Source organism: Acinetobacter sp. NIPH 2100, assembly GCF_000369805.1.
Lineage (GTDB): Bacteria > Pseudomonadota > Gammaproteobacteria > Pseudomonadales > Moraxellaceae > Acinetobacter.
On record NZ_KB850224.1, the window covers coordinates 320,909 to 337,299 of the forward strand.

17 protein-coding genes and 1 riboswitch are annotated in these 16,391 nt (G+C 41.7%); of the genes, 10 read left to right on the plus strand and 7 right to left on the minus strand.

The features are described 5' to 3' along the window. Positions 1-8: 8 nt before the first annotated feature. A complete protein-coding gene (ftsW, locus tag F887_RS16370; protein ID WP_005291305.1) occupies positions 9-1,202 on the plus strand; it encodes a putative lipid II flippase FtsW in 1,194 nt (397 codons plus the stop codon). Positions 1,203-1,249: 47 nt separating this feature from the next. On the opposite strand, the gene gluQRS is transcribed toward ftsW, so the two are convergent. The 5 genes from gluQRS to thiC form a co-directional block, all read right to left on the minus strand. Continuing rightward, complete coding sequence (gluQRS, locus tag F887_RS16365; RefSeq protein ID WP_032862708.1) at positions 1,250-2,191, minus strand: tRNA glutamyl-Q(34) synthetase GluQRS; 942 nt, start codon at positions 2,189-2,191, stop codon at positions 1,250-1,252. Positions 2,192-2,194: 3 nt separating this feature from the next. Beyond that, a complete protein-coding gene (gene dksA, locus F887_RS16360) occupies positions 2,195-2,728 on the minus strand; it encodes an RNA polymerase-binding protein DksA (protein ID WP_005291309.1) in 534 nt (177 codons plus the stop codon). A gap of 189 nt (positions 2,729-2,917) precedes the next feature. Next, the gene (gene cpdA, locus F887_RS16355) at positions 2,918-3,733 is read right to left on the minus strand and encodes a 3',5'-cyclic-AMP phosphodiesterase (protein WP_005291311.1); all 816 of its coding nucleotides are present in this window, start codon (positions 3,731-3,733) and stop codon (positions 2,918-2,920) included. 22 nt (positions 3,734-3,755) lie between these two features. Further along, complete coding sequence (locus tag F887_RS16350; RefSeq protein WP_005291313.1) at positions 3,756-4,367, minus strand: NUDIX domain-containing protein; 612 nt, start codon at positions 4,365-4,367, stop codon at positions 3,756-3,758. Positions 4,368-4,442: 75 nt separating this feature from the next. Continuing rightward, a complete protein-coding gene (gene thiC, locus F887_RS16345; RefSeq protein ID WP_005291315.1) occupies positions 4,443-6,338 on the minus strand; it encodes a phosphomethylpyrimidine synthase ThiC in 1,896 nt (631 codons plus the stop codon). An 85-nt stretch (positions 6,339-6,423) separates the two neighbouring features. After that, positions 6,424-6,544: riboswitch (TPP riboswitch) on the minus strand. A 147-nt stretch (positions 6,545-6,691) separates the two neighbouring features. Between thiC and phoU the strand changes: the two genes are divergently transcribed. After that, positions 6,692-7,414, plus strand: a complete 723-nt coding sequence (gene phoU, locus F887_RS16340; protein WP_005154764.1) for a phosphate signaling complex protein PhoU — start codon at positions 6,692-6,694, stop codon at positions 7,412-7,414. A gap of 296 nt (positions 7,415-7,710) precedes the next feature. On the opposite strand, the gene F887_RS16335 is transcribed toward phoU, so the two are convergent. Next, positions 7,711-7,983, minus strand: a complete 273-nt coding sequence (locus F887_RS16335) for an oxidative damage protection protein (RefSeq protein WP_005154766.1) — start codon at positions 7,981-7,983, stop codon at positions 7,711-7,713. 9 nt (positions 7,984-7,992) lie between these two features. Next, on the minus strand, positions 7,993-9,426 hold the full coding sequence (gene argH, locus F887_RS16330) for an argininosuccinate lyase (RefSeq protein ID WP_032862710.1): 1,434 nt from the start codon (positions 9,424-9,426) through the stop codon (positions 7,993-7,995). Between argH and F887_RS16325 the strand changes: the two genes are divergently transcribed. The 8 genes from F887_RS16325 to F887_RS16290 all read left to right on the plus strand — a co-directional run bounded on the left by F887_RS16325 (position 9,417) and on the right by F887_RS16290 (position 16,349). Beyond that, positions 9,417-10,559: a sensor histidine kinase gene (locus tag F887_RS16325; RefSeq protein WP_005291319.1), complete on the plus strand. Its 1,143-nt coding sequence runs from the start codon at positions 9,417-9,419 to the stop codon at positions 10,557-10,559. The genes argH and F887_RS16325 overlap by 10 nt on opposite strands. A 57-nt stretch (positions 10,560-10,616) precedes the next feature. After that, complete coding sequence (locus F887_RS16320; RefSeq protein WP_005191841.1) at positions 10,617-11,357, plus strand: LytR/AlgR family response regulator transcription factor; 741 nt, start codon at positions 10,617-10,619, stop codon at positions 11,355-11,357. 111 nt (positions 11,358-11,468) lie between these two features. Further along, positions 11,469-12,386 (plus strand): hydroxymethylbilane synthase, encoded by a 918-nt coding sequence (hemC, locus tag F887_RS16315; protein WP_005291321.1) that lies wholly within the window; start codon positions 11,469-11,471, stop codon positions 12,384-12,386. Beyond that, positions 12,386-13,162: a uroporphyrinogen-III synthase gene (locus F887_RS16310; protein WP_005291324.1), complete on the plus strand. Its 777-nt coding sequence runs from the start codon at positions 12,386-12,388 to the stop codon at positions 13,160-13,162. The genes hemC and F887_RS16310 overlap by 1 nt, the downstream gene beginning before the upstream one ends. Continuing rightward, complete coding sequence (locus F887_RS16305) at positions 13,159-13,986, plus strand: hypothetical protein (RefSeq protein WP_005291326.1); 828 nt, start codon at positions 13,159-13,161, stop codon at positions 13,984-13,986. The genes F887_RS16310 and F887_RS16305 overlap by 4 nt, the downstream gene beginning before the upstream one ends. 6 nt (positions 13,987-13,992) lie before the next feature. Further along, positions 13,993-15,186, plus strand: a complete 1,194-nt coding sequence (locus F887_RS16300; protein WP_005291328.1) for a hypothetical protein — start codon at positions 13,993-13,995, stop codon at positions 15,184-15,186. Positions 15,187-15,194: 8 nt separating this feature from the next. Continuing rightward, a complete protein-coding gene (locus F887_RS16295) occupies positions 15,195-15,632 on the plus strand; it encodes an acyl-CoA thioesterase (RefSeq protein ID WP_032863051.1) in 438 nt (145 codons plus the stop codon). A gap of 390 nt (positions 15,633-16,022) precedes the next feature. After that, positions 16,023-16,349, plus strand: a complete 327-nt coding sequence (locus F887_RS16290; protein ID WP_005291332.1) for an H-NS histone family protein — start codon at positions 16,023-16,025, stop codon at positions 16,347-16,349. Positions 16,350-16,391: the final 42 nt, after the last annotated feature.

Below are 16,391 nucleotides of genomic sequence, written 5' to 3' on the forward strand. Positions count from 1 at the left end.
ATAGAACTATGGCTGATTTAGCCCAAAATACGGTACAGAAGATTTCGCAATTGCTGAATCGTTTACCTAAGCTACCCGCAGAAATGACGGCACGAAATATCCTGATTTTTTCTGTGATTTCGTTGCTATGTTTCGGTTCAATCATGGTTGCATCGGCGTCTATGCCGTATGCGGAATATATCCATGAGAGTCCTTTTTACTTTTTGATTCGCCATGGTATTTCAATTGTGGTTGCTGCGGTGGTGGCATTTTTAACCTATCGGGTTTCATTGAATCTTTGGTTTAAAAATGCCTTTCCTTTATGGCTGATTACCATTGTCCTGCTCTTGGCGGTATTGGTGGTTGGTTCCGAGGTCAATGGTGCGCATCGCTGGATTAAGGTGGGTGGTTTCACCTTGCAGCCAACCGAGATTGCCAAAATTGTGATGGCAATTTTTACTGCGGATTATGTGGTGCGCCGTGCCAAAGAAGTGCGAACGCATTGGAAAGGTTTGCTACGCTTAAGTGGTGTCATGGCCTTAACGGTTGGCTTTATTGTCGCTGAGCCAGACTTGGGTGCAACCGTCGTGATTGTATTAATGATGGTTGGCGTGTTCTTTCTAGCGGGAGCGCCAGCAACCCAGTTTTTGATCATGCTGGGTGCGATCTTTGCCGGTGTGAGTGCGTTGATTATCTTCGAGCCATTCCGCTTCCAACGTTTGATTTCCTTTACCAACCCTTGGGCAGATCCATTGGGTGTCGGTTACCAGCTCTCAAATGCCTTGATGGCCTTTGGTCGAGGCGAGTGGTTTGGCACAGGCTTGGGGCACAGTGTGCAGAAGCTTTCTTATTTACCTGAAGCGCATACGGACTTCATGTTGGCTGTATTAGGTGAGGAATTCGGCTTCTTTGGCGTGTCTATCGTCATGATACTGTCATTTACCATGTTGGCCTGTTGCATTCGTATCGGTCATCGTGCCTTGCAACATAACTATTTGCGCGCAGGTTATTTAGCCTATGGAATTAGCATTATTTTTCTGATGCAGATTCTGGTGAATGCAGGCATGAATATGGGCTTGATGCCAACCAAAGGTTTGACTTTACCGTTTATTAGTTATGGTGGTACATCCTTGATGATGTGTGCAGCGATGATTAGTTTGATTTTAAAGATCGATGCATCAACGCAAGAGTTAAACCCATTAAAAGAAGAATCGAATTTCTAAATTGGTTCAGATTAAAAAGCCCTGACAATGTTCAGGGTTTTTTCGGCTTACTGAAAAGTTCCCGTCAAATGAATGCCGAGCGGGATCGAGTTTACATCCCATTGCTGCACCGCTTGTTGCAGCATGATACGGGGTTGGTCCAGTTCAACTTTGGATTGCCCTAAAGCCAAAATGGCCTGCTGTAGCAGCTCTGGTGCTTTGTTGATGTTTAATGCTTGTGCCAGATTTTGCTTAGATAGTTTTTGCCCTTGATCGTTCATGGCAAGAGGAAGGTGCATATAGCTTAAACTTGGATAATCAAGCAAAGAGCCCAACCAGATCTGTCGGGCTGTATTATCGAGTAGATCTGCACCACGTACCACATGGGTAATCCCTTGTAGATAGTCATCCACGACCACAGCGAGTTGATAGCTGATAATGCTATCGCGGCGTTTTAATACGAAATCACCGAGATCCTGTTGCAAGTTTGAGCACTGTTGGCCTTGTAAGCGATCTTGAAAGCAAATGAGTTGGTCAGAAACTTTTAAGCGAATGGCTTGATCAACAAAGTCGAGATTGAGATCGCGGCAGGTACCGATATAGATATGATTTGAACCCAACATCTTGCGCGTACATTGGCAAGCGTAAATCGCTTGTGATTGCTTGAGTTGCTCAAGCACCTGCTCATAGAGATTTAAACGATCTTTTTGAAAAATAATTTCTGCATCTGGCTCAAATTGAAAGGCATCAATACAAGCAAGAATATGAGCTTCGCTGTTGGGATAAATGCGAGGAATGTCGGTATCTTCGATACGGACCAGCCATTTACCTTGATTGGCTTTGGCATCGCAATAACTGGCGACAGCAGTCAGTAAGGAACCAAAATGCAATGGACCTGTAGGCGATGGCGCGAATCGTCCGATATATGAGCAGCGATTAAGCAAAGCATCGCTTTGTCGCTGTGCAAGAGCGAAGCTGTGCTTCGCTTCATTGCTCAACGCGGTTATCAAAAATTAACCGTTGTTTTGCTTTTCTTTGATTTCTGCCAAAGTTTTGCAATCGATACATAAAGTCGCTGTTGGGCGAGCTTCTAAACGACGTAAACCGATTTCGATACCACAGGTTTCACAGAAACCGTAGTCTTCGTTTTGAATGGCTTCAATCGATTGTTCGATTTTGCGAATGAGCTTGCGTTCACGGTCACGTGTGCGTAGTTCAATTGCAAATTCTTCTTCTTGCGTTGCTCGGTCGTTGACGTCAGGAAGCGCACTTGATTCATCTTGCATGGTATTCAAGGTGCGATCAACTTCAGACATTAACTCAGCTTTCCATGCATTTAAAATTTGGCGGAAATGCTCAAGTTGTCCTTCAGACATATATTCTTCATTTTTCTTTGGCTGATAAGGCGCAATTCCAAATAAGCTCGCAGTTGTACCGCTTTCTGAAGCTTTAGCTTTGGTTTTACGTGTACGTTTCACAGCCAATTTTTGATCGTCGATCACGTCTGTTTGTTCGTCCAAGACTTGATTTTGGTTGTCATTCGCCATATAGGGCATTCCTCATCTTACACGTACTATCTATACGCAAAAAATATGGTGATATGCAAGTGTTTTTATAGAAACCTAAGATGGTTTTTCCCATCAAGGGTCGACATCATATAGAGTTTTTGGACAAGATGGTAGTCATTCCCGTCCAGATTTTGTGAGAAATCGACAATGTAATTTGTAATCAAAAGTTTAGTCATAGCCTAAAACTTCAGAACTGTTCATCCGTTCGGAAGTCTGGAGGCGATAGACCTGAGTTTCCAGTTCACCGTTGGCTTTCAGGCGAATAAAACGGTAGCCAGGATGTTCCTCATCCAAGGCAAATTTATCGCTTTTGGGCTTGAACTGAATACAGGTGGATGGGGTCGATAAAAACTCAACACCTTGCCATGTATTGATTGAATCTTGATGCACATGACCACATACGATTGCTTTGACATTTGAAAAAGGCTGGATGGTTTCCAGCAAGTCGGATGAGTTTTTAAGTTTGTGTTGATCAATCCACGCAGACTGCATGGCAAAAGGATGATGGTGACACGCAATAATGACATGGCGATCATGGTGTTGTGTCAGCAACTGGGTGAGCTGTTGCAATTGTGCTTCAGCAATTTTCCCATCAATCCGCTTTGGCTGCGCACTATTGAGTAGGATAATGCACCATTGACCTAACTCAATCACAGTCGGTTGGGTCTGATCTGTTTCATGAAATGGAAAATGTGCTACATCGTCATGATTGCCTGGAGTATGAAAAAAGGGGATTCCCAAGCTTTGCATATGTTGTACATAGCGTTTATACGTCAAAGGTGTTGGCGATTGAGCTAAGTCACCTGTGTGTACAATCAGGTCAATATGAGGATGTTGCTGGCGCATCAAGTCGATTACAGCATGAAAACTTTGTTCGGGTTGCATCCCGACAAACTCTAAATGTGGATACTCTAATAAATGTGTATCAGTAATCTGTATCATCACAAAATCTTGTTGCGATAATGATGAGACTTGGAAAGTCACCGTCTTTAGCCCCTTCAGATTTTTATCTTTGTTGTATGTGTTGAGACAGCCACTGCAATGCCATGATTACAGGTGCGTTTCTCAACCGCCCGTTAATTAATAATGCTTCTAATTCGGAATAGGCAAATAGATGAAGCTGAATATTTTCGCCTTCATCTGGCATCCCAAAAATGCCTCCATCCTTTGGCAAATTAACTTCTGCAACATATAAATGAAAAAATTCAGAACATGCGCCAGCAGAAGGGTAGAAGCTAAATAAATGTTTTAATTCGGTGATCTCACAGCCAGACTCTTCTAAGCTTTCACGGCGGATACAACTTTCTGGAGATTCATCTCCATCGAGTACCCCTGCAATGACTTCAAGTTGCCATGGCGAAACTGGATCATTCAATGCACCCACACGAAATTGTTCAATCAGTGCAAAGCGTTGTTGTTGGTCATTATAAAGTAAAACACCAGCAGCTTGTGGACGATGAACCAATTCACGCTGAATTAAAGGTGAGTAATCTTCTCGATGAAATAATCGATGTTTTAAACTCACTTTCTCAACTTGAATGAACCCTCGAAACAAAGGTTCTCGAGATTCTATCGTAACGTCGGTTGCTGAATAGCTGGCGTGGTCAAGAATAGTCATCTTCAATCAGGATGAGATTGTACATATCTCATCCTAACCGAGAATGATTCGCAGGAAAATCTTTTTTTAGTCGATTTACACCTTGTGGTACAATTTTTGACCATGTTCCTGATAAGCGGTTTTCATAGCATTGAGACCTGCTTCAACTTCTTTTTCAGCATCATTTGATTGCTTGGCATTGTGCTGGTTTTGCGCATAATCTCGCACATTTTGCGTGATTTTCATTGAACAGAATTTTGGACCGCACATTGAGCAGAAGTGTGCTGATTTATGGGCTTCTTTAGGAAGCGTTTCATCATGCATACTGCGTGCTGTGTCTGGGTCTAAGCTGAGATTGAACTGATCGTCCCAACGGAATTCAAAGCGTGCTTTAGAGAGGGCATTGTCACGCACTTGTGCGCCTGGGTGGCCTTTGGCTAAGTCAGCCGCATGTGCTGCAATCTTATAGGTGATAATGCCATCCTTGACGTCTTTCTTGTTAGGTAGACCCAAATGCTCTTTTGGTGTCACATAGCACAGCATTGCGGTTCCATACCAGCCAATCATCGCTGCACCAATCGCAGAAGTAATATGGTCATAACCTGGTGCAATATCTGTGGTCAGTGGACCAAGCGTATAGAATGGCGCTTCTTTACAGACTTCAAGCTGTAGATCCATATTTTCCTTAATCATATGCATTGGCACGTGACCGGGACCTTCGATCATTACTTGTACGTCATGTTCCCAAGCACGATGAGTGAGTTCACCGAGGGTTTTCAGTTCGCTGAATTGTGCTTCATCGTTGGCATCCTGCACGCAACCTGGACGTAGGCCATCACCTAAGCTGAATGACACGTCATAGGCTTTCATGATTTCGCAAATTTCGTCGAAATGTGTATATAAAAAGTTTTCTTGATGATGTGCTAAGCACCATTGCGCCATGATTGAACCACCACGAGACACAATACCCGTTAGACGGTTTGCCGTCATGGGGACGTAACGCAACAATACACCTGCATGAATGGTGAAATAGTCAACACCTTGTTCAGCTTGTTCAATCAAGGTGTCTTTAAAGATTTCCCAAGTTAAATCTTCAGCCACGCCATCGACTTTTTCCAGTGCCTGATAGATGGGTACAGTACCGATTGGCACTGGTGAGTTGCGGATAATCCATTCACGTGTTTCATGAATGTTCTTACCTGTCGATAAATCCATGATGGTATCGGCACCCCAACGGGTTGCCCACGTCATTTTTGCGACTTCTTCATCAATCGATGAACCGAGTGCAGAGTTACCGATATTGGCATTAATTTTCACCAAGAAATTGCGACCAATGATCATCGGTTCACATTCTGGGTGGTTAATATTGGCTGGAATAATGGCACGACCCGCAGCAATTTCTTGGCGTACAAATTCAGGGGTAATTTCTCGTAAGTTTTGTGCACCAAAGTTTTGCCCTGGATGCTGACGCATATCGACATTTTCACGTTGGCGTTGGTTTTCACGAATAGCAATATATTCCATTTCAGGCGTAATCATACCTTGCTTGGCATAGTGCATTTGCGTGACATTTTTGCCTATTTGTGCACGACGTGGGTTTTGAATATGGGCAAAACGAATTTCGGCGGTGCGAATATCTTTTAAGCGGGCTTGACCGAACTCCGAACTAAGACCAGAAAGTACATCGGTATCTTGGCGTTCTTCAATCCATGTTTGACGAACGAAAGGTAAGCCCTTATTTAGGTCAATTTGTACATTGGGGTCGGTATAAACACCAGACGTGTCATAGACCATCACGGGTGGATTGTGTTCACCACCCAAGCCAGTTGGCGTTTCGGTTAAGCTAATTTCACGGAAAGGGACTTGGATATCAGGGCGAGAACCTTCAACATAGACTTTTCGAGATGCAGGTAATATTCGGGTTAAATCTTTTGCAGCTTGCTCATGTTGAGCAGAAATATCAGCAGGGGAAAGATTCGTTAATTGGTTCATGGCATGATCCTTATGTATAGCATTAACGAATCAAGCACGACCAAAAACCATGGCGGATTTATCTCTATGATAAATAGAAGCTAAGTTTTTTGCTGGGCTTGATTCCTACGCAGGTGTTAACCTGATCAGGTTCAACGGTACTTATCTTTAAATTGAGTAATTAAGATAATCTCAGCAGTTTGTTAACTGCGCTCCGTCAAGCTAGGCATTTAGACTAACAGATTTTTAAATTTTTGTTGTAGCAATTCACACCAATCAACATTGAGCCAATCCGTGCTATTGTCATAAAAGTTTCATCATTTCTATGTTTTAATCACCAATCATTTTTTCCATGTATCTAGTGGAGGCATACTGTGAGCCCAAGCAATCCTGTGTTAAGTCATCATATTTCTTCACAATTTAATGAAGACTTGCAAGATGTGCACACCAAGTTTATGACCATGGGTGGATTAGTGGAGCAACAGGTCGCAAATGCGATTCATGCTTTATTAGACACAGATGCTAATTTAGCGATTGATGTACAGTTTAAAGACAATGCAGTGAACCAATTCGAGCGTGATATTGATGAAGGTTTGACATTGATTTTAGCCCGTCGTCATCCAGCAGCGATTGATTTACGTATGGTGATCGCAATGAGCAAAGGCAATACGGATTTAGAACGTATTGGCGATGAAGCTGCGAAAATTGCACGTATTGCACAAACCCTGTGTGAAGAAGGTGAGTCACCACGTGGTTATATGGAAACCCGTCATATTGGCAATCAAGTTCGTGTCATGATTCATGATGCCCTAGATGCTTTTGCGCGTTTAGATGTTGAGCAGGCATTGAAAGTCGTCATGGCAGATGTGGATATTGACCGAGAATATCAATCAGCAACCCGTACCTTAATGACCTATATGATTGAAGATCCGCGTCATATTTCACGGGTGATTAATGTGATGTGGGTACTACGTTCTTTAGAGCGAATTGGTGATCACGCACGTAATATTTCAGAACAGGTGATTTATATGGCGAAGGGTACCGATGTGCGCCATACCAGTATTGAAGAGATTGAACAAAAAGTACATCAAAAATAATGGTAAAAGTAGAATAATATATCGCCGCTCTAACTAGAGCGGCTTTTTATTTTTGAGGGAATTGCAATAAAAAAATCCCAGACTTCGGGGGAAAGTCTGGGAGAGAAATATCATGCGTTACGTGAGATATCAACGTATCTCTTTGTCCTTCTGAATACAACTATAAACACAGCACTCTAACGTGTCATGTAGACAACTGTGTATACTCTGTAAGGCTTTATTACTTATGTAAATATCATGTAAAAAGAGAGCTGAAAAACAGCTCTCTTTTTTACCGTGCGGTGAGACAAAACGGCTTATTTCTGTTCAGTCCAACCTTCAGCTTTCTCTACACTTTCATCGTTATTAAAGAACTTCTCACGTTGCTCTTCGAGGAACTTTTTCGCATCAGGTTCAAATACATTCAAACGTTTTTCATTAATCAACGTGGTTTGATGTTTTAACCATTCTTGCCATGCCTGTTTTGAAACGGTTTCAAAGAACTCTTGGCCTTTGGCACCAGGAAATGGTGCAAAATCCAAGCCTTCAAGCTCTTGTTTGTATTTACGGCAAAGTACTTGTCTAGTCATCATAAATCCTTAAGCGTATAACTGTTCTAGGCGAGTGTGTGCACGGGCAATCGCAGCTTCAACTTGTTTTGGTGAAGTCCCACCAATATGATCACGTGCATTGACAGAGGCTTCTAAGGTCAGTGCCTTGTCGAAAACATCTGCTGTGATCAAATCAGAGAATTGTTGTAACTGTTCAAGTGTCAATTCAGATAAATCTTTTTCTTCTGCCACACCTAAAGCGACCGCTTTACCCACAATTTCATGTGCATCGCGGAAAGCCACGCCTTTTTTAACGAGGTAGTCTGCAAGATCTGTTGCAGTTGAAAAACCACGTAAAGCTGCTTCACGCATAATTTCGATATTTGGAACAAGTGCTGGAACCATGTCTGCGAATGCCATAAGGGAGCCGCGCACGGTATCAATCGCATCAAATAGCGGCTCTTTATCTTCTTGGTTGTCTTTATTGTATGCCAATGGCTGACCTTTCATTAAGGTCAATAGGCTAATTAAGTCACCAAAAACACGGCCTGATTTACCACGGACCAGTTCAGGTACATCTGGATTTTTCTTCTGCGGCATGATTGAAGAACCTGTGCAGAAGCGGTCTGGAATATTCACAAATTTGAATTGTGCCGAAGTCCATAAAATAAGTTCTTCAGACATACGTGATAAATGCATCATGATCAAAGATGCTGCTGCATTAAATTCAATGGCAAAGTCACGATCAGAAACGGCATCGAGCGAGTTTTCTGAAACTGCTTCGAAACCCAGAAGCTCTGCTGTGTAAGCACGATCAATCGGGTAGGTCGTACCTGCCAAAGCTGCTGAACCGAGTGGCATACGATTGACACGTTTACGGCAGTCTTGTAGGCGCTCTGTGTCACGCACCAACATCTCAAACCAAGCCAACAAGTGGTGACCAAAAGTCACAGGTTGAGCGGTTTGCAGGTGAGTAAAGCCAGGCATGATGGTGTTGGTATTTTTACTTGCCAGACCCAGTAAGCCTTTTTGTAGACGGAGTAATAAACCTAAGATGTCGTCAATTTCATCGCGCAAATAGAGGCGGATGTCGGTCGCAACTTGGTCATTACGGCTACGACCTGTATGGAGTTTTTTACCTGTGATACCAATACGTTGAGTCAAACGTGACTCAATGTTCATGTGTACATCTTCTAAATCAATACGCCATTCAAAATTGCCTGCTTCAATTTCAGCTTGAATGGTGCTTAGACCTTGGATAATGTCATCACGTTCAGCTTCAGTCAGGACGCCAACTTTGGCAAGCATGGTTGCATGTGCGATTGAACCTGCAATATCTTGTTTATAAAAACGTTGGTCAAATTGCACAGATGCGGTAAATTCTGCAACAAAAGCATCTGTTGCTTCAGAGAAGCGACCGCCCCACATTCCAGAGGTTTGATTTGGGCTTGCTGCAGAAGAGGATTGAGAAGATGTGGTCATGGCGGCTCAGCAAAATAAAAAAGAGTATAGCAAATCCAAACGCAGTTGCCGAAACTCGACGTAAGAAGTTATCGCAAACTCGTCAGGGGAATCCATCAGGCTCCTATTTTTTTACGAAAATTGGGCAATGGCAATACTTATTAGAATTAATTGTTGCAAGTAATGTTTTAGCGATGGTGTTGGCTTTGGCTGAAGCGCGCTCATGGCAAGCCTTAGACGGCTTTCGTGTGCTGCAATATATGTTCTTTATTAATTGGGTGATTTTATCATTTGCGACACTGGTGGATTACTTTCAAGGTTTTTTTGCCAAGTTTAGTCAGAAAGTGGCATTAATACTCGGTTTTGTTTTACTGCAATTGATTGTTTTATTGACCACCTGCGTGGTCAATGTTATTCAGTATTGGGCTGCACGTTCAGGTGTATTTAGCGAAGAGGTGCTGTTTCAGGGGACGAGTCTGCATTTGAGCTATGGTGTTTTACTCGGTGCATTCTGTTTGCGTTATTTATATATGCGTGAACAATGGATGAGCCAGCAATACAGTGAACTGAATGCTCGAATTCAGGCGATGCAAGCACGAATTCATCCGCATTTCTTATTTAATAGTATGAATAGTGTGGTGAGTTTAATTACGATTGACCCTGAAAAAGCTGAAAATATGCTGATTAATCTGTCACGACTGTTTAGAGCGAGTTTTCAGGAACTGAAGCTGGTGAGTCTGGCCGAAGAAATTGATTTATGCCAGCAATATTTAAGTATCGAAAAAATGCGTTTAGGCGAGCGTTTAAATGTAGAATGGAATATACAGGCGACACCAATTGAATTAAAACGCGTGACGATTCCGTTATTAACGTTGCAACCTTTGCTTGAGAATAGTATTTTTCATGGGGTGGAAAAAATTTTGCAGCCATCAACCATTAGCGTATTGGTTGAAATATTGCAAAATCAAGTCAGTATAGTCATTACCAACCCTTATTCTCACGATACAATAAAATCGAGACAGGGAAATGGTATTGCGATAGAGAATGTGAAGCAGCGCTTGAAAGCTTATTATGGGCCAACGGTTAAGTTTCAGATTTATGGGGGAGCGTCGTTATATACGACGGTGGTGAGCTACCACTATCGAGTAAAATAATAAGTCAAGTTAACCATAAAAAATATGGATGAAGTTAACGGTGACAAGGAGGAGAGGATGAGAGTTCTGATTGCTGATGATGAGCCTCTCGCTGTAGAGCGTTTGTCACGTTTAGTGACCCAGATGGGACACGAAGTCATTGCGACGGCGCATCATGGTCAGGATGTGTTAAATCATATTGAAAACGACTCGCCTGATGTCGTTTTATTAGATATTCAAATGCCAGGGATGAATGGTTTGGAGTGTGCTGAACAACTCAGTCAGCTCAACCCTCGTCCTGCAATTATTTTTTGTACGGCATATGATCAACATGCATTGGAAGCATTTAAATTTCAAGCCCAAGGATATTTACTTAAACCTGTTGCACAACAAGATTTACAGCAGGTGTTTAATCATTTAACTCACCTTACACAAGCACAAATGACTGGTTTAAAACAACAAGACGATATGTACGATACCAAAACACAACGCCATCAAATTGCTGCGAAAACTTATCGCGGAGTTGAGCTGATTCCATTAGAAAATGTTTATTATTTTTTAGCGGATCAAAAATATGTCACTGTTCGCCATAAAAATGGCAGCGTACTGATTGATGAAACCCTGAAAGACTTAGAATTGGAATTTGCAGACCGTTTTATTCGCATTCATCGTAATGCTTTGGTCTCACTCGACTATCTTGAAGGGCTGGAATTAGTCGCAGCAGGACAATATCAGGTACGTTTGCGTGAACTGGAGGAGCGTTTATCTGTCAGTCGCCGTCATTTACCGAGTTTAAGAGAGTGTATGCATCAATTATAAAACTCAGCTTTTCAGCTGAATGATTGATCACTTTATGATTTTTTGCTTGCAATTTCAGGTGATCAAGTTAAGTTTGGAACAATTGCTTTGATCAATACTTAACTTGAATTTATGAAAACCTTAAAAATTGCGACTCGACAAAGCCCTCTTGCACTTTGGCAGGCGGAACATATTCGTTCTCGTTTAAATGTGCTTTATCCAGATTTAACGGTTGAATTGGTTAAGTTTGTCACCCAAGGCGACAAGATTTTAGACACCCCGTTAGCCAAAATTGGTGGTAAAGGTTTATTCGTAAAAGAGCTGGAAGCAGCATTGCTGGATGGCCGTGCGGATTTGGCTGTACATTCAATGAAAGATGTACCGATGCATTTACCAGAAGGTTTAAGCTTGGCCGTGATTTGTGAGCGTGAAGATCCTTTGGATGCGTTTGTTTCGAATCACTACGCGCATTTCGATGACTTGCCACAAGGTGCAAAAGTGGGGACTTCTAGCCTGCGCCGTAAGTGTCAAATTTTACAGCAACGTCCTGATCTGGAAATTGTTGATTTACGCGGCAATGTGGGCACACGTTTGTCTAAGCTGGATGATGGTTTATATGACGCCATCATTTTAGCCAGTGCAGGATTAAAACGGTTAGGTTTGGCTGAGCGCATTCGTCACTGTTTAGCCCCAGTACTCAGTTTACCTGCGGTGGGTCAAGGTGCACTTGGTTTGGAATGCCGTACGGATGATGCAGAATTATTAACATTGATCCAGCCGTTACAACATGAAGAAACCTCGATTTGTGTCCGTGCAGAACGTGCATTTAATGCTTATTTGGAAGGGGGTTGCCAAGTACCGATTGCAGGTTACGCAACTTTAGCCAATGATCAAATTCAGATCGAAGGGCGAGTGGGGAGTGTTGATGGGAAAACCTTACTAAAAGAACAGTTGGTTGGAGCACCAGCAGATGCTGAACAACTTGGTGAACAACTGGCCCAGCGGTTGTTAGCGCAGGGTGCAGGTGAATTGCTGAAAGCGTTGTATTAATGCTGTTTATTAATACACGCCCTGACGACCGTGCTTCTGTTTTGACCCAAGCATTGGGAGAGGCGGGTTATCAGGTCGAGGCATTGCCTTTACTTGAATTGGTTGCCGAGCCATTTTCTGAAACTTTGCAGCAACTTTACTTCGCGTTGCTCGAAACCCAAGTGATCGTGGTGGTGAGTCCGACAGCCGTTGACATTGGGATGCGTTATTTGCAACAAGCAGGATTGCAACTTGAGCAGCTCAAACATATTCAATGGGTCGCAGTAGGGCAAGCCACAGCACAGGCTTTAGCTCAATTTAAAATAGCAAGTGTTGTCCCTGAGGTGGAAAGTTCTGAGGGAATGTTGGATCTGCCCCTGCTAAAAAAGCAGATGGATTTAACCAAAATTGCATTTTGGCGAGGTTTGGGGGGGCGACAATTTATGATGCAGCAATTGCAGCAACAAGGTGTTGAGATTCTGAATTTTGTGCTCTATCAGCGGCAATGCCCAACACAAAGTTTTGTCATATTTCCTGAAATTGTAAGAAAAATAAGTTTAAATCAACCTGTTGCAGTGTTGATAAGTAGTGAAGCGAGTTGGAATTATTGGCAGCAGTTATGTCGTCAGCATCCGTGTGCGGCAGAGTGGGTGTATTTGGTTTTAGGCTCACGCTTGGCTCAAATTCTAATAAAAGCACGGGATCAGGCTGCTCAAGGATTTAACATTATTCAGCTTGAAAATTTATCTGCATCAGAGATCATTCAACGCATGAGTGATTGGCAAGGACATGTATGAGAAAAATTGGTTATCTAATATTAGGATTGAGTTTGTTGTGGTTAGCCAAACTCAGTTACGATGTTGCGCAATATTCTCAAACTGTACCTCAGTTACAACAGCAGTTAGATCAAACCGAGCAGCGTTATGCTTTATTGAATGATCAATTCGTTGCCGTGCAACGCCAGTTACAAAGTGCTAGTCCCGTAGAGCCAACGGATAGTGTTTCGATACCGACTACGGTGGCAGGGATTGCTCCGGTTATTTTGATTAAGCAGCAAATGCAATTGGTGCAATTTGCCGTGGATCAGCAACAGTTTATTTATGCATTAGATCAATTGAATCAAGTGCAGCAGCATGTTGTGCAATCTGCTGTTTCTCCAGCATTACAGCATAGTTTGGTGAAAGCGATTGAGCAGGATAAACAAACCATTCAGCAATATGTATTAAGCCAAACGCAACAGCAGCAGCAACTTGATAATCTATTGCAGCAACTGGATCAAAAGATTCAACAAGAAATTCAGAACCCGAAAGTCAATATGGCCAAGAGTGAAAATTCGTCTTGGTGGCACTGGTTTAAACTCGAAAAAGTACAGCGTAACGCGCCTGATTTGATGAGCCGTAATATCACTTTAAAAGAAGCACAATTACGCTTATTGCTTGCCTCTCAAGCATTGCAGCAAGGCCAGTTAACTGAATATCGAAAATCGATCTTGGAAGTCACGCAGTTACTTGCTGAATTGCCTGATCAAGCTAGCCAGCAGATGAAACAGAAATTAGAGAAAATTGTAAATTTACCGGCAGTGCCTACACCAAAATTAACCACATTGGGTTTATTGGGATAACGCATCATGAAATATTTACTGCTCACTTATTTGCTTGTCAGTCTGGTGTTATTCGCACTGTTTGCTGTATTAAGTTATGGCTATGGAAATGGCTATGTGTATATTTATTGGCGAGAATGGCAGTTTCAAAGTGGTGTTTGGGGGCTGATTGCACTTTTTATTGTGATGAGTTTACTCGCACAATTCACTTGGTTATTCGGTAAACGTTATCTTGCCCGAGAGCAGCGGAAAAAAGAAACCATTCTGCATTTCAAAGATTTACACCCCTATGAGCAGCTCGGCATTGTTTGGTTGTTAGAAGCGGCAAAAGATCAACAAGTTTTTATTGAGCGTGTTTTTACGCAATCGGGGTTGTTGAATAATATCATCGATGCGCAGTTTGATTATAAAAATGGCGATTATGAAACAGCATTGCAGAGCTTAGAAAACTCCGCACCAATGGCATTTGAACTGGCTGAATTGCAGCGCATTGATATTTATTTAGAGCAGCAGCAGACTGAAAAAGCGCTTACACATTTAGAGTTTCTCGCTCAACACCAACTTTCTCCTTGGTTGGTTGAAATTGAAACTGCTTATCAGCAACGTATCACGGCCTTATGGGGCAAACTTGCTTTGCAGAAACCGTGGCTATTCCTACAGGCAATTCAATTTGGTTTGTTGGATGCGGAACATCGTGATTTATGGCTGCAGCAGTTATTAATACAATTTGAGCAAGCGTCGGTGGATGATCTCACTGCTTTGCAGCAACGATATTTGGCTTTGCAAAGCGAAATACAGGACCGGCCTTATAGTAGTAAAGTACTTTGGTTGAAGTTGTTGGCGCGTATGCCAGAAATGAGTTTGCAGCATGAGGATTTAGCCTTGCATTTATTGCAAGAGCAGTTTGATCCAGAAGTATTTTATCTGTGGTTCCAGCAACAGTTATTAAAGCAAATTCCCGATTATGCTTATGTCGAACAGCGGATTATGCAGCTGGAACAGCGCTATACCAGTGTGCCGATGTTAAGCTTTGCTAAATGGCATGTTTATGTGGCTACACAGCGTCAGCAAGAAGCTGAGCAATTATTAACTCTATATCCAGAAAACATTTTAATGAGTTATTTAAGGATTAAATCCACATTAGGGGATAACCCCGATTTAATCAGGCAGTTAAATTTAATATTTGAAAACGATGTGAATTTTCTTAATTTTAAGATATGAGTGGAAATGTGAAGGAACTGTCTGTCTATCCTGTAATACATAAGCAAACGGTGGCATGGGGAGATATGGATGCTTTTGGGCATGTTAATAATGTGCAGTATTATCGTTATATAGAAAGTGCACGAATTGCCTATTTAATGGCGTTGAATATCTTTGATCAGGATATATTGACGGTGGTGGCTTCCAGTCAGTGTAAATATTTGAGTCCTGTATTCTATCCTGATGTGCTGCATGTTGGTGCGCGTATTGAAGAGTTACGAAATAGTGCTTTTCGTATGCATTATGTTTTATGGAGTGAAACACAGAACCAAATGGTCGCGACAGGTGAGGCTGTTATGGTCTGTGTCGATAAAGACACATCTAAGAAATTAAATATCCCTGAGATGATTAGACATAAGATTATTCAATTAGAACAAAGTGTGGGGCACTCGTTAATATCTAACTAATTATTATAAAGACGATTATGTCTATTTTTGTTTGATTATATAGTAAATTTATATAATAAGGTTCAAATGCCAAGGTTGTATGTATTGAAGGTATTTGAACCTTGGTGGGCTCAATAAAAATTCGATTTTTTTAGATAAAATTAAGAATAAGTTAATATAAGCATGATGCTTGATCCTCACAGATATTGCCTTTACAGAATATGTTTTTATATAACAGGTCTACTTTTTAAGGTTTATTGTAAATAAAATGCGATTTTGTGCCTGATATACGATTAACTGGGCTATTCTTATATTGATTATTTAATCATTTATAAATTAATATTGAATCGAATTTGAAATTCATTTTATTTTTGAGTGATATATTTCCCCTATTAAGTTGGAGTGGTTCTAATGAAACCAGATATTAGCGATTTATCTGTAGAAGATTTAAAGCGTTTACAAGCAGAAGCGGAAGCTTTAATTGCAAGTAAAAAAGATCAAGCAATCGAAGATGCATATAATCAAATTGTTGCAATTGCAGATGCGCTTGGCTTTAGCGTTGAAGAATTATTGGAAGTTGGTGAGCAAAAGCGTAAGAAAACAACGCGTAAAGCAGTAGAGCCACGCTACCGTAACAAAAACAATGCTGAGGAAACTTGGACTGGCCGTGGTAAACAACCACGCTGGTTAGTTGCTCAATTAGAAAAAGGTGCAAAACTTGAAGATTTCTTAATCTAAGCAAGTTTTAAAGTCATCGTTCTGTCATACGACGGCTTTATC